General features: G+C 51.6%; 11 protein-coding genes. 3 read left to right on the forward strand and 8 right to left on the reverse strand.

Annotated features, from left to right (window positions below; translation table 11 throughout):
• Positions 1-176: 176 nt before the first annotated feature.
• Positions 177-569: a VOC family protein gene (locus tag KK062_RS08470; RefSeq protein WP_254083844.1), complete on the forward strand. Its 393-nt coding sequence runs from the start codon at positions 177-179 to the stop codon at positions 567-569.
• A 3-nt stretch (positions 570-572) separates the two neighbouring features.
• On the opposite strand, the gene KK062_RS08475 is transcribed toward KK062_RS08470, so the two are convergent.
• The 8 genes from KK062_RS08475 to KK062_RS08510 all read right to left on the reverse strand — a co-directional run bounded on the left by KK062_RS08475 (position 573) and on the right by KK062_RS08510 (position 12,519).
• Positions 573-3,224 carry an ABC transporter permease gene (locus KK062_RS08475; RefSeq protein WP_254083845.1) on the reverse strand — a complete coding sequence of 884 codons (2,652 nt, stop codon included), beginning with the start codon at positions 3,222-3,224 and terminating at the stop codon, positions 573-575.
• A gap of 151 nt (positions 3,225-3,375) precedes the next feature.
• A complete protein-coding gene (locus KK062_RS08480; RefSeq protein WP_254083846.1) occupies positions 3,376-4,125 on the reverse strand; it encodes an SDR family oxidoreductase in 750 nt (249 codons plus the stop codon).
• A 78-nt stretch (positions 4,126-4,203) separates the two neighbouring features.
• Positions 4,204-4,776, reverse strand: a complete 573-nt coding sequence (locus KK062_RS08485) for a Crp/Fnr family transcriptional regulator (RefSeq protein WP_254083847.1) — start codon at positions 4,774-4,776, stop codon at positions 4,204-4,206.
• Complete coding sequence (locus tag KK062_RS08490; protein ID WP_254083848.1) at positions 4,773-5,654, reverse strand: hypothetical protein; 882 nt, start codon at positions 5,652-5,654, stop codon at positions 4,773-4,775. The genes KK062_RS08485 and KK062_RS08490 overlap by 4 nt, the downstream gene beginning before the upstream one ends.
• 98 nt (positions 5,655-5,752) lie before the next feature.
• Positions 5,753-8,107, reverse strand: coding sequence for an ABC transporter permease (locus tag KK062_RS08495; RefSeq protein WP_254083849.1), 2,355 nt, complete (start codon positions 8,105-8,107; stop codon positions 5,753-5,755).
• A gap of 81 nt (positions 8,108-8,188) precedes the next feature.
• Positions 8,189-9,778, reverse strand: coding sequence for a ribosomal protection-like ABC-F family protein (gene abc-f, locus KK062_RS08500; protein WP_254083850.1), 1,590 nt, complete (start codon positions 9,776-9,778; stop codon positions 8,189-8,191).
• A 121-nt stretch (positions 9,779-9,899) separates the two neighbouring features.
• Entirely contained in the window at positions 9,900-10,547 is a 648-nt protein-coding gene (locus KK062_RS08505; RefSeq protein ID WP_254083851.1) for a response regulator transcription factor, read from the reverse strand.
• Positions 10,531-12,519, reverse strand: coding sequence for a tetratricopeptide repeat-containing sensor histidine kinase (locus KK062_RS08510; RefSeq protein WP_254083852.1), 1,989 nt, complete (start codon positions 12,517-12,519; stop codon positions 10,531-10,533). Before KK062_RS08510 ends, KK062_RS08505 begins: the two co-directional genes overlap by 17 nt.
• A gap of 151 nt (positions 12,520-12,670) precedes the next feature.
• Between KK062_RS08510 and KK062_RS08515 the strand changes: the two genes are divergently transcribed.
• Positions 12,671-13,159: a hypothetical protein gene (locus tag KK062_RS08515; RefSeq protein WP_254083853.1), complete on the forward strand. Its 489-nt coding sequence runs from the start codon at positions 12,671-12,673 to the stop codon at positions 13,157-13,159.
• 195 nt (positions 13,160-13,354) lie between these two features.
• Entirely contained in the window at positions 13,355-13,888 is a 534-nt protein-coding gene (locus KK062_RS08520) for a C40 family peptidase (RefSeq protein WP_254083854.1), read from the forward strand.
• Positions 13,889-13,936: the final 48 nt, after the last annotated feature.

The following is a 13,936-nucleotide window of genomic DNA, read 5'->3' on the forward strand; positions in this document are numbered from 1 at the left end:
CTGCATCCTTATTTACGGTAAATATATTACTAAGTTTTGAATTTTCAGACTTTTCTGAAAGTTTATGAACTGTGGTGAGCTAACGAAATAGCCAAAAATGCTCGGTTTTAGCCCATTAGGTGTCTGTGGAAGACCGTCAGCTGGGATGTTACGTGGAAAAATCGTAGGTTATGATCATGAAAAATCCCTTCAAACCCATCGGCTACAGTTCCGTTTCGCCCTATTTCGTTTCGAGCGACGCAAAGAAGTTTGCGAACTTGATGCAGCAGCTATTCCAGGCCACCGAATTGCGCAAATTTGATCGTCCGGACGGTACGATCATGCACCTGGAATTGCGCGTAGATGACTCCGTGCTCATGGTAAGCCAAGCCTCTCAACAATTTGGGGCGATAACCCACATGATGCACGTATACGTCGCGGATGTCGACGCCGTTTATAAAAAGGCTTTGGCGCTGGGTTGCCAATCGCTTGGCGAGCCCGTGCAAAAAGAAGACGATCCGGACCGCCGTGGTGGCTTCACGGACTTCGACGGCAATCAGTGGTACGTGTCTACGCAGGTGACCGCATGACATTTACTCTGATCGCAGCACCTTTACAGGATTGACCGTAGCGCCTTTGATCACTTGCATGCTCACGGTCAGGAGTGTTATGCCCGTAAGTGCAACAACAGGTACCACGAACAGATGCCACGGTAGCCCGATGCGGTAAGCAAATCCCTGCAGCCAACGATCAACGCCCCACCACACCATGGGGATGGCAAGGACGGCGGCCACCCCAATCAATAGTAAAAACTGCCGGCATAGTAAATACAGAATACTGCCAATGGAGGCTCCCAGCACTTTGCGCACGCCAATCTCTTTTAGTTTCAGGGATGTGGTATAGGCAGCAAGTCCCCAAAGCCCCAGACACGAGATTGCTATTGCCAGGCAGGCAAACACGCCGAAGATATTACCAAACTGGCGATCGCTTTTATACTGAGCGTTAAAGGAATCGTCCAGGAATTGATATTCGTATGGATCGGCAGGCATCAGCTTTTTATACAGGTCGCCAATAGCTTCTGTTGACGCCTGTATGGAGCCACCCTCCAGACGAATGGAAATAGTGCGCGGTACAATGGTGTCGGCCAGGAAGAGGAACGGAACGTGTGCCTGGCGCAAGGAGTTCCAATGGTAATTTTTAAGTACTCCCGTAATCGTGGCTGTATCCCGATCCATAAGGATTTGTTGTTGAAGGGCTTCTTCGGCCGTATGAAACCCTAACGCCGACAGTGCTGCTTCATTGATGATAACGGATTGCATACTGGAACGTATGCGAGGATCAAAGTTCTTACCGCTGACAATATCAATGTCATAGGTAGAAATAAAGTCCGGGTCGATCCAGACAATGCTGCAGAGCCTGGCATCACCGGCCGGCGTGGAGCGCTGACGAATGCTAGCCCCCCAGTTGTGTTCCTGTCCCGGCACAGCGCCCGAGGTGGTGATCGCATCTACGCCCGGGATCTTTTGTGCTTCTTCTTTAAACAGTGCCAGTTGCTGCCTGGCTTCCTTCCACGGAAGTGTGCCCGGCCCGGCAACAATTAGCATCTGGTCGGTTTGCATGCCCTTGTCTTTCGATTGCATAAAATCAATTTGCCTGTATACGGCCAGCGTACCGGCCATCAGGATAAGCGATGCAGCAAACTGAAAAACAACCAAGCCCTGACGCAGCGAGAACCGTCCCGGGCGGCCTGCGCCTTTCAGGCCTTGCGTTATCCGAAACGACGACAATACAAACGCCGGATATAGGCCTGATGCCAGTGTGCCGCACGCGAGCAGTGTGCCGAGGGTTATCCAGGTTCTCGGATCGTTGAATTGAAACGCAAGCGCTTTACCCGTAACACCAGCCAATGCCGGCATTAACAACGTAGCCAAACCGACCGCTAACACCAACGCAATAGCATTGATCACAAACGATTCGAGTAGAAACTGCATCACCAGCTCGCCGCGGATGGCGCCAATAGTCTTTTTGATACTTACTTCGCGCGCGCGTTCCAATGCGCGGGCGGTTGATAAATTGATGTAGTTGATCCAGGCTATAAAAAGAATGAAGGCGCCAATCACACCAAAAAAATATAAGGTCTGAGGATTTACCGTCTCGACGTCGTGCCGTAAGCCGGGTGTCAGGTGTATAGTGTGCACGGGCTGCAGATCCATCTCTATACGGCCATTAATTTCTTTCACCTTGGGATCCAGGTAACGATGACAAAGGTCCGGTAGTTTTCGTAATGCGACGTCGCGTGAAATATTCTCGCGCAGCATGAGGTACGTTTGAAAGTTATTCCAGCCCCACCCGTCTTCCTGACTATATTGCCGGCTGGCAAGCATGTTATGCATCGGGACCAGGATGGTAAAGTCAAAGTGAGAATTTTGCGGTATATCTTCCAGAACAGCGGCGACCGTATAGTCACCCTTCATGCGTCCACCCGCAAGCTGGAGTGTTTTGCCCAGCGCCTCGTCGTTACCAAAATACTTGCGTGCTATCGCATGCGTGATGACAATATTATTGGGAGCATCCAGAGCGGTAGCGGTGTTTCCTTCGATCGAAGAAAATGTAAACGCTTGCAGAAATGTTGAGTCTACGGCGAGGATATGGTTTTCGTGAAAGGCCTGGAACTCGCCCGTGGAGGAATGATAGGTCAAGACACCGGCGTCCTCATGTGTGCGGATATAGGTCTCCACTTCAGGAAGCTCTTCCGCCAGGGCAGGCCCCAGGCCGTATGTCGTCTTAGGGGTGGGGCCCATGGCTTCACCTTCTTTATGAAGTTGACGGATTATCCGGTAAAGAGATCCTGTGCGGGTGTGAAACGTATCGTAGCGGGTCTCAAAATCAATATAGTGCAGAATCACCAGGCACGCCGCCACGCCAGTAGCCAAACCCAAGATGTTGATACTCGAAAAGGTGGCGCGCTTCCATAGGTTGCGAAACGCAAGCATAAGATAGTTTTGGATCATGGCAAGGCTGAGGTAAGACCGTGGAGTATGACGGCTACGGTGAAAGAACTTAATATATTCGGGACGCAGGTAGCGAATTACACACCCTGCAAATTTCCAGCGGGCCGCAACAGGCGACTGATCGAGTTGTTTTTCAAAAAGCTCTGTAAGATCCCCCTCCACCTCGTCGAGGTAGTCTTCGCGACAAAACCATCGCAGAAATTTTAAGGGATACCGGGGCGGCAGAACGCTCATATTTCCTTAGCAAACGTGAATATAATCTATTAGTTTCACTTTCGTTAAGTAAATAATGATAATCTTATAAAAAAAGCCCGTTTCCGGACATTGCACAGCTATATGCAAACTCCAAAAACGGGCGATACCTCACCTGGTGCAAGTCCCAGGATCACACCAACACCCAGCCTCCATCTACGACCACAGTCTGCCCGGTAGTGTAAGGCTGTTTCATCAGGTATAAATATGTCAGCGCAATCTCTTCCGGTCCCGCTACCATTCTCACCGGCAGCGCATTGCCTGTCGCAGTATACATGCCATCGCGTTCTTCCGCCGTCATCGCCGACCACAGATCGGTCTTCACCACCCCTGGCGAAACAATGTTCACCCGAATCGGCGCAAGCTCTACCGCCATTGCCCGAGTAAATCCCTCCATGGCGCTGCAGATCGAGGCGCCGAGTGACCATCCCTTACCGGGACGTTCTGCCGCCACCCCGCTGGTGAGCGTAATGGCACCGCCTTTACGCAGTGAGGTTACCCCATACTTGATCGACAGGAACACACCCCAGTAGCGTATAGTAAAGTAGTTGCGGGCAAAGGCTGTATCCGTTTCAGTAATGTTGCTTAGGCTAATATTCTCGCCGGCGGTATAGACCAGGTGGTCAAAAGCGCCGATGGTCGCGAAGAAATTTTTAATAGCCTCTTCGGCCGATAGGTCTATTGTATAGCCAGTGGCGGTAGCTGGTAGTGTTTTTAATGCCTCTTCCACACGCTTAGGGTTGCTGGAGCCGATAACGACGATGGCGCCTTCGGCCGCGGCCGCCTGGGCTACTGCCAGCCCGATGCCGGCGCTACCGCCCAGTATGATAACCCTCTTCCCTGCCAGTGTAAACTGATTGGCCTGTTTGTCAGATGTGCTCATGATTGTCCTTTGTTTTGTTTTCACAAAGGTCTGTCGGCACGGGAAGGAAGGATTTACCAAATGGTAAAAACGAAAGGACTATCGCAGGTTCTTGCGAATGCGGCTGAGCGACTGTTGCGTAATTTCCAGATAGGAAGCGACATCGCTCAGGGGCACCTGCAGGGCAATGTCGGATTGTTGCATCAGAAACAGTTTGTAGCGGGTTTGGGCGTCATGGCCCAGATAGGTGTTGCGTATGCGGATCTTGTCGAGCAGCGCTTGTTGCCGAATCTGGTCGATGAGGCGCTCCAGGTAGGGTATCTTGCTGTATAGATCGAGTAGGGCAGCCTTGCTGATGCTGAAGACTTCGCAGCGGCATGCCGCGATGATATCTTCTTCGGCTACCGACTCGTTCAGAAAGCTTTCGAGGATGGTACAAAATTGATTTTGCCGAAGAAAGTAGTGGAGTACCCGTGTGCCTTTCTCGTTGGTCACGACGATTTTCAACACTCCCCGGCGAACAAAAAACATTTCCCTGCATACATATCCGCCGGAGAATAAGACTTCGCCTTCGGCAAAAGACTTTGGCGCGAAGGCGGCTTCCATCAGGGCCTGGTCCTCGGACGAAATGTCGGTGAAGAGCTCCAGAAACGCGATCAGCTCATTTCTCATCGTGTTGCTTCTTCGTCGGGGTCTTCTTCGTCGTCGAATTCTTCTTCCTCGTCGTCGTATGCCTCTTCATCTGTGGGACTCAGGCGCCAGAGGCCGTAGGGGTTCTCGAACAGCTCGTCGCCGGAGTGTGGTTGGTCGTGTATCGCGTACATGTCAAAGGCACTCTCCTCTGAGTTCTCGAGCTCCAGCTCGAAAATAAAACCTTCGTCGGGGAATTCCGGTTTGTCCAATACTTGAAAGGTATTAAACTCAATGGCCAGCTCGGCGCCGCCTTCGAATTCGAGACCCTGTACCATCACGTCTTTCATGCCGAGATTATGCATGCCCCGTGAGTACGTTGTTTGTTTGCCGTCGTTGACGGCTGGGTGTACAAACATCGCCATGAGGTCCACATCATTATCGGCGTATTGTTTTTCCGGGTGCAGGCGCGCAACAAGGTGTTCCCATTCGCTCCGGGTAAAGGCTATACCCGATGACTCCACCTTCACGCCCACGCCACCACCATTTAGTATCGCGATGGCGGCTGCGGCGATGGCACCTGCCGTAGCAAAGCTCCCGGTCTCGCCAACAACGTAGGTGATATGCGTATGCTGATCTATGGTGTCGAGAAATTCATCATCAACGCGTCGGTATTCATCAAAGATCGCTGCCGTAGCAAAGGACTCGCGTAAGCCATCGTTCCGGTCTTGAATTACGACTTCGTAGGTATCGCCGGTTCGTAGGTTCTTGAGAATACCGTTCTGAAACTCAAAAGTGCCCTGGTTGGTTGTATGGATTGCACCAATCAGTGCCTCACGGCTGTCCCACTTCCCCGGTATACCCAGGACGGTTTTAGGCTTACGAACACTCTTTTTTGAACTCTGACGCGGTTGGGCCATGGGGTAAGGGGGTATACAAACAGATTAACGCCCCAAATAAAATAAACGCCAGGCATGTAGCGTGTATAACCGCAATATTTTTTTACTGAATTTACTTCTTAGTCGTGCCGCAGGTGCTGTACCGGGTTGGTGCGGATGGCGGTGATCGCGACCGAACCCACGGTAATCCAGGTGATCGCCAACGGGAGCAGCCCGCCGATGGCGAAATACCAGGCGCTCAGCGGGGCTGTATAGGCAAACGTATTGAGCCACGCTCGTGCTAACAGGTAGCTTACCGGCAGCGCAAGCACAATCGCCATAAATACCGGGCGCGTAAAACCGTTCAATAACAGCAGCATCACCTCCTGTCCGCTGGAACCCAATACTTTGCGAATGCTGATCTCTTTTTTCCGGGTTTCCAGCGTAAAGACCGCGAGGCCCAGGAGCCCGAGGCACGATATAATAATGGCGAGGCCCGCGAAATATTTCGATAAAAGCGATATTCGTTGCTCCGATGCGTATTGCCGGGCATAGACCTGATCGATAAAATGATAACGAAAGGTAAATCCAGGATTATAGGTGGTATAAAGCTTCTGCAGGTAGTCGATGGTTTGCTCTTCCTTTCCCGGAAGCATCCGAACCCACAGCGTCAGACTCTGGTTGGGGACTAATGCCAGGGCCATTGGCTTGATCATTTCGTGTAGCGATTGGACGTGGAAATTTTTCACGACGCCGATCACTTCCTTGCCGTCAATGACTTTACCCACCACATGCTCTTCGCCCATAGCGTCCACGGCGGCCTCATTCAGAATCCACCGGTTGTTGGTCTGCCCGGCATCCTGTTGCCGCAAAAAACTTCGGCCTTCTTTGACTTTTAAGCCAAGTGTTTCGATCATATCAAAGCTTACCTGAAGCGATTGGCAGGTTATCGTCTTGCCCCGGTGGGTAAAGGAACCGGATATACCCGTGGCTTCGCCGGTAAGGTATCCCAGCATGCCCGAGGCCTGCACTACGCCCGGAAATCGTTTGACTTCCGTTAGAAAGGCATCCGTCTTTTCCACCAGCGCCCCGTCAATATCGAAGTATAAAAGATTGTTTTTTTGATATCCCAGGTCCTTCGATTGCACGAAGGCAATTTGTTTGTAGATAATGATGACGGCGATGATAAAAATGATCGACGCGGTAAATTGGAAAACAACAAGTCCCTGGCGTACCATGTTGCCCGCGCTTGGGCCGATTGCTTTTCCTTTCAGCGCCTTTACGGGGTCGATGCCCGAAAGGTATAGTGCTGGGTAAATCCCCGCCAATATACCTGTCGTGAAGGTAATGGCCATGAGGCTCAGGACAAACCGGTAGGTAGGCGCCAGTGTGAGGTGTTTTTGCGTGATTACGTTAAAGTTCGGAAGGATCCATTTAACCAGGAGCAACGCTGCGGCAAGCGAAAGCAGGGTCAGGAATATCGTCTCGCCAAGCTGCTGCACCGTCAGCGACGTGCGGCTGGCGCCCACCGTTTTTTTAATGCCGATCTGTTTTACACGTTGCGTGGCGCGCGCCGTAGAGAGATTGATAAAATTGATGCTGGCCACGGTAACAATACACAGCGCAATGATACCAAACATGATCACGTAGTTAATCCGGCCGCCGTCTGGTTTGCCGTTGGTATACTGGCCATAAAGGTAATTGTCGGAGTATTGCTTCAAAAAAAGAATGCTCGTGGCGGCGTTGTCTTTTGACTGAATGTAGGTGCTGAGCTTCTGGTTGACGACGTCAAGGTTGCTGTTGTCTTTTAGCAATACATAGGTGGAGAAAGGTTCCGGGCGTGTCCAATTGGGTGGACCAGGTTTTACGATCTCCTGAAATTGCGCAAAGGGTAGTACGAGGTCAAACTGCTCGGACGAGTTGGCAGGAAGATCCTGAAATACACCGGCCACTATTACGTCTTGCTGTATCGATAACAGGGAATAAGAAAACGTTTCTCCGATAGGTGTAGGGTTGTTGCCGAATAGCGTTTTAGCCAGGTGTTGGGATATTACGACCGAGTACTTTTCTTTTAAAACCTGCCCGGGCGCACCCGCTACCAGCGGATACGAGAACATGTTAAAGAAGTCCTCACTGGCAAATTTAACGATGCCTTTTACGTGTTGTCCACGCGTAGAGAGCGTGAATTCCGGAAGGAAGTGCGGAGGTGTCGCCACGGTGGCCATCGCCACTTCGGGGATATCCGCTTTCAGCGCTTGTGCCAGGAATGTAGGCGTCTGCCCGCTGGTTTGAATGCCGTGGTCCGTCGGCTGGTGGTACATGGCCTGATAGAGCTGGGGCGTATGGTATTGATCGAATGAGAGCTCGTCGGCGATCCATAGGTAGATCAGGATGACGCTGGTCAGCGCGGTGGAGAAGCCGATGGTATAGATCACGAAAGTGCCTTTTGAACGCAGGGCGTTGCGATAAAAGACGGTGAGGAGCTGCTTGAACATAACACTTGGTTTAGTAGGAGGTTTCCGGTAACGGAGTAATGCGGGCCAGGTGGAAAAGTCACATGGCCCGCCAAATAGTTGCTAGTACACTGCTATTTCGCGCTCCACACGTACCTGTTCCAGAAAATGTTTGTCGTGTGAAACGACTATGAGCGTACCCCGGTAGTCGCGTATCGCGGCAATCAGGATTGCCGTATTCTGAATATCGAGGTTGTTGGTAGGCTCATCCAATACAATCATCTCAGGGGCCTGGTTACTGATTGTCAGACAGCACAACATCAGCCGCATCTTCTCGCCGCCGCTGAGCGCGCGACATGGTTTATCCCACGCATCCTTCGAAAACAAAAAACGGTTCAGTCGTATTTTGATCTCGTGCTCTGGCAACTTGCTATCATTTACGCGTTGTGCCTGTTCAAGAACGGTTACGGAAAGATCAATCCAGGAATAATCCTGGTCAATATACACCGACCTGATCGCAGCACGATCCAGCGTGCCGGCACCCGGCTGTATTTCACCCAGTATGATCTTTAGTAAGGTGGTCTTACCCGAACCATTACCGCCTGTAATGGCAACGCGCTCACCACTGGTCACCAGGAAGCTTACGGGCTGTTGCCAAAGCATTCGATCCTCGTAAGCGAAGTTAATATCATGCGCTTTCAGCAGCCGCTTGCCATGGTGCAGATTGGCATCATCCAGGTCTATCTTCATCTTATCGATGTCCCGTATTTCTTGCCGAAGCGTTGAAAGCTCTTGTGCAATGTTCTGAATCTTGTCCGCGTGCACGTCTTTCATACGCGAAGTGCTCTTCTCTGCGTTGTTGCGAAACGTGTTCATGGAGATGGTGGGCAGGCCGGCCTTCTCCTGTTTCTTCTTGCCGCGGGCATCCAGTCGTTGCTTTCGTTCGAGTGATTCACGCTCGACTTCTTTTGCTTTGCGTAAGGCCTTTTCTTTGCTTTTCAGGTCGTGTTGCAATGCGTCTTCGGCAATCTTCTTTTGTTCGGTATAGAAATCATAATCGCCGCCGTAGAGGGTGAGGCCGCGTCGTTCTAACGCATAGACGAGCGGTAATAATCGTAACAATGTCTGATCGTGACTGACTACTACCAGGCTGTGATCGGTCGTGGAGATATAGTGGTATAGTTGTTCGCGGCCAGCGGTGTCGAGGTGGTTACTGGGTTCATCGAGTAGGACCACGTCGGGTTGATGGATGGCAATACCCGCCAGGAACACTTTGGTCTTTTGCCCGCCACTGAGTGAGTCCATCCGGCGATGTAGTAAAGCATCCTCGAGACCCCAGGCTGTAAAGGCTTCGCGACAGCGTTCTTCCAATAGCCAATCGTCGTCCAGCGCTGCCAGGTGTTCATCGGTAGCACGGCCGGCGATGATCTCTTGTAAGGCCAGCAACGGGCGGTCCACGTGCAGCGCTTCGGCTACGGTCATGTCATTGAACTGTCCGGTGTGCTGCGGTACGTAATAGGGTTTTGTCTCCTGGCTGATGGTGCCGGAAGCGGGGCGTAGCTGCCCGGCCAACAGCTGTAGTAGTGTTGATTTGCCGGCACCGTTGTTACCAATGAGCGCGATCTTGTTGTGGGGACGAATGGCGAGATCGACATTTTCAAATAAACGATCGCCGTTCGGGTGTATGTACGATACACGATTGAGCGTAAGCATAATTTCTTTTCGGTAAAAAAGTGAAACAGAGAAAGCCCGGAATGGCTTCGTTTAGAACCGGTGAAAGAAATGATGACTACACGCTTATATTAATTCGTTGAGCTGCAAATATACGAAATTCTTAAATCAGTTGCAGCTGGGCTGCCAGGCGGATGAGCGCCGCGGCATTGTTTACGTCAAACTTCTGCATCAGGTTGCGCCGGTGCGTTTCAATCGTAAACGGACTTACCAGCAGCTCGGTGGCGATGTCGGCGCTGGTCTTGCCGTCGGCAATCAATCGTAAGATTTGCCTTTCGCGTTTGGTGAGCGGCGGCACGGCTTTCGCTTGCGCGGCAGAAGGTTTGGCGATGATCTTTTTGATCTCATCGCTAAAGGCCATCTGTCCGTCCAGCGCCTCGCGCACACACTGCATTAGTTCCTGGGCGCTGACATTTTTCAGCAGATAACCACTCGCACCGCTGGATAACATCTGCATGATAAGTGCCCGGTCGTTGTGGTTGCTGAATCCCAGGACACACGTATCGGGCGATTGGCTTTTTACTTTCTGACACAGCTCGACCCCGTTGGTGTCGGGCAGCGTGATGTCGAGCAACGCCAGGGTTACCACGTGTTGTGTTCCACGCAGGTGTTGCAGAAAGGCGTCGCCGGTATGAAATTCCAGGAGTGTGGCGTGTGGCATTTCCTGGGCCAGGATGCGACGGAGCCCTTCGATCACGACGGGGTGATCTTCCACCATGGCTATGTGCAACGTGTTATCGGGTTGTGACATCAAATTCAATGTTTATGGTGGTGCCTTCGCCGGGCGCAGACGTAATATCGAGCTTTCCGTTGAGGTATTCTACGCGGTTGCGGGCGTTCGATAACCCAATGCCCGGTTTCGCTACCGCGGCGGGATCAAAGCCTTTGCCATTGTCTTCCAGCGTGATGAAGAACCGCGTGCTGTTTTGGCTGCATTGCACGAGAATCTCGCTGGCCTGCGCATGGCGTACGGCGTTGGTGAGCAGCTCTTGCACAATGCGGTATATATTTATTTGTATTTCGGGATGGATGTCGCGGTGTATGCCGAAGGGTTGGAATACGACGGACGTTGTATCGGTGCTGAGGGAGTCGCACATGTCTTTTAACGCGGGCTCAAGTCCCATGAGCAACAACGACTCGGGCATCATGTTCCGGGCAATCCGGCGCAGCTCGTTGGCGGATACGTCGAGTTGCTCGATGACTTTCTGCAGTTGTGTGTCGGGATGCGACGTGCTGGTGGCCATGCGTGACAGGTTGATCTTGATACCGGCCAGCTGTCCCCCGAGACCATCGTGCAGGTCTGCGGCCAGTCGCTTGCGCTCTTTCTCTTCGCCCTGCATCAGGGCGCGGGCGAGCTGGATCTGCTGTTGCTGTTCGGTGTCTTTTAGTTGCTGGCGGTAGTGTGCGCTACGTTGGCGATAGAGCACAACACCCAGCACAATGCTTACGAACAGAAACAACGACAGGGTGCCCAGCAAACCGGCCAGCAGCTGGTTGTTGTGCAGCTCGGTCGCCGCACGATCTTTCTCGGCTTGCAGCATCGTGATCTTTCGTTCGCTTTCGGCGTGTTTGAATTTGCTCTCCAGCTCGGCAATGTCTTGTTGGAGCTGCTGCTCGTGCAGGCTGTCGCTGAGGGTGATGTATTGTTGTGCGTACCGGAAGGCGTCCCGGGTGTTGCCCAACGCCGCGTACGTGGAATATAGCTCTTTGTAATAAAGCTGTTTGTCGACTGTAAATACATGGGGGCTTTGCAACAATGCCGCTAATACGACGGCGGCCTTTTTGTATTCTTTTTGGTTCGACAGTGCTTTGTATTTCGCATACAGCAACCGGTTTAGCGATAGCACTGCGCCAAACCTGGTGGCCAGCTCAATGCCTTTGTCGAGGCTTTTGACGGCTTCTGCCGATTGATTGATTTTATAAAGGTAGACGCCTTCGGCAAAATAAAAGATCATGTAGAGGTTCGAGGCTGGGTAGGGTGCCAGGAGTGTGCGCGCATGGCGAAGGGTGTTGCGCGCGGAATCGTACCAATGCAGGTTAACAAAGTTCTCGCTGGTGTTGATGTAGGTTTCGATCAGTTCCGTGAGGTTGATCGGGTTGTCGCGTGGTGCACGGCGTAGTGCGGCAATGGCTTGTTGCAAATAACCGGCCGCCTTTTCGCGTTGGTTGGAGTTCATGAAGATGGTGGCGATGCCTTTGTAGCTTTTGCCTAACACCAGAAAGTCGCCGGATTGTATTGCATGTTGTACGGCCTTGTTGGTGAAGGCTTCCAGCGCGCCTTTCTCATCGCCTTTCATTTGTTGCAGGATGCCGTAGTTGTTCCAGATGATGCTGCGCAATTTGTATGCTTCCAGATTATCAAAGGCCTGCAGCAGGGAGTCGCTGGTGACGAGTTTCTTTTCTAACGCGGCAATGTCGCCGGGTACGAACTCTACGATTGTCTTATAGTAGTAGGACGCGGCTTTCAAGAGCGGGTATTGCGTTGCGAGATCGATGCCCTGCTGCAGGGCTGCTTTGCTTTTCTCCGCGTTGTTGATGCGCCGGTACAGCAACGATAGCTTCAGGTATGTGTTGGCTTTGATGCTGTCGTTGGTGGCGGCCGCGGCTTCCTGTTCCTGGCGGGCAATGTAGGCGCCTTCGTCGCCTAGCGAGTAACTTATCTGGCCGGAGGCGTGCAGTGCTAACGTGAGGGATAGGCATAGAAGGAATATTCTGGATCGCATGAGAGGCAATTGAGATGACTGCGAAGAAACGAAATTTTTGTGTGATCCCCTCTACCAGAAAACCAGTAGAAAAAAAACAGTGCTTTTGTGTGATTGATGTGGGGCCTGTGGGTGCCTTACTTTGGAGCGTTCAAAAAACTCACTAGATAATATGAAAACATCTGTTCGTAATCTGTTCTTAGGTATGATGCTCACGACTATATTGTTGGCGTGTGGCAGTGATGATAGCAACGATCCGACACCGGGTGGAGACGGAAACCTGGGTACGTATGTTGGCAATATTCAGGTGACGGACGATCCACAGACGGACCTGGGATATATTTTGAATGCTAAAGTAACGGTGAGTCATAGCGGCTCAACGGCTACTGTAAAGATCACGGGCGATCCCGGTTTTGATCGTGAGTATACCGGCACGTATACTTCCCAGGTGGAAGGATATCACGATATTAATCTGACGAAGCAGACAAAGCCCGTTGAAAAAGTTGCCGGCGATCGGGTCTCGATTATAGACAACGAGCTCACCGTCGTGATCAATCTCGCGAACGACGAGGTGACCTTGCGTGATTCTCCCACAACGGACGTGACACTCAAAATTTCTGGCAAGCTCCAGATGATCGGCACTGACTTGCTGAAGGAGTAAGGGTTTACTGACTTTTGGCGAAGGAGGTGGCAAAAGCACCTCCTTTTTTATTTTCATTCATTTCTGCGTGTGTCGAAAATCTCTTTAAAAGGTCGTATTTGCCGACAAAGCTGCAAATTATGTTTGTTTGTTTGAAATCTTACCTGGCACTGTGCCAGGCGTTTCGCGACAAACACTTTGTGTTACCTTTGTAGGATGTTCACATCACTCGCGCCCTATCTGTTTCCTCTTTTGCTTGCTTCGGGGCCCGGCCCGGCGCCCAAAGCACATGCGGGATTCGCACCACAGATTATTAGCCGCGCCGCGGCTGAGACCAGTGGCGCCAGCACCGGCGTGATTGATCGTACCGCGGTGATTACGTATGCGAAGACGCTTAAGGGCATTCGTTACAAGTATGCCTGTGCCGATCCGAACGTGGGATTTGATTGCTCAGGTTTTGTGATGTATGTGTTCAACCATTTTCAAATTGACGTTCCGCGCAGCTCGGTTGACTTTACAAACAAAGGTACCACCGTCGAGCTTGCAGATGCCCGCCCGGGTGATGTTATTCTGTTTACCGGAACGAACAGTAAAGTTCGGCGCGTGGGGCATGTGGGAATTGTTACACAAGCCGGCGATAGTTTGACGTTTATTCACGCCAGCTCCGGCTCCGCACATGCCATAACCGAAACGAGGCTTATCCCGCATTATCAGAAACGGTTTATGAAGGTAATCCGCGTGCTGGAATAAGCAGCCTTCAATTTCTTACCGAAGTATATTTCTTAATCCAACCTTGAT

Source organism: Dawidia cretensis, from assembly GCF_018598175.1.
Classification (GTDB): Bacteria; Bacteroidota; Bacteroidia; order Cytophagales; family Cyclobacteriaceae; genus Ohtaekwangia; species Ohtaekwangia cretensis.

What these genes read in the sequence shown, in the direction of transcription:
- KK062_RS08520 (WP_254083854.1), top strand. Translation starts at nt 13,355, where the DNA reads ATGTTCACATCACTCGCGCCCTATCTGTTTCCTCTTTTGCTTGCTTCG.
- abc-f (WP_254083850.1), bottom strand. Translation starts at nt 9,778, where the DNA reads ATGCTTACGCTCAATCGTGTATCGTACATACACCCGAACGGCGATCGT.
- KK062_RS08470 (WP_254083844.1), top strand. Translation starts at nt 177, where the DNA reads ATGAAAAATCCCTTCAAACCCATCGGCTACAGTTCCGTTTCGCCCTAT.
- KK062_RS08510 (WP_254083852.1), bottom strand. Translation starts at nt 12,519, where the DNA reads ATGCGATCCAGAATATTCCTTCTATGCCTATCCCTCACGTTAGCACTG.
- KK062_RS08515 (WP_254083853.1), top strand. Translation starts at nt 12,671, where the DNA reads ATGAAAACATCTGTTCGTAATCTGTTCTTAGGTATGATGCTCACGACT.
- KK062_RS08480 (WP_254083846.1), bottom strand. Translation starts at nt 4,125, where the DNA reads ATGAGCACATCTGACAAACAGGCCAATCAGTTTACACTGGCAGGGAAG.
- KK062_RS08475 (WP_254083845.1), bottom strand. Translation starts at nt 3,224, where the DNA reads ATGAGCGTTCTGCCGCCCCGGTATCCCTTAAAATTTCTGCGATGGTTT.
- KK062_RS08505 (WP_254083851.1), bottom strand. Translation starts at nt 10,547, where the DNA reads ATGTCACAACCCGATAACACGTTGCACATAGCCATGGTGGAAGATCAC.
- KK062_RS08490 (WP_254083848.1), bottom strand. Translation starts at nt 5,654, where the DNA reads ATGGCCCAACCGCGTCAGAGTTCAAAAAAGAGTGTTCGTAAGCCTAAA.
- KK062_RS08495 (WP_254083849.1), bottom strand. Translation starts at nt 8,107, where the DNA reads ATGTTCAAGCAGCTCCTCACCGTCTTTTATCGCAACGCCCTGCGTTCA.
- KK062_RS08485 (WP_254083847.1), bottom strand. Translation starts at nt 4,776, where the DNA reads ATGAGAAATGAGCTGATCGCGTTTCTGGAGCTCTTCACCGACATTTCG.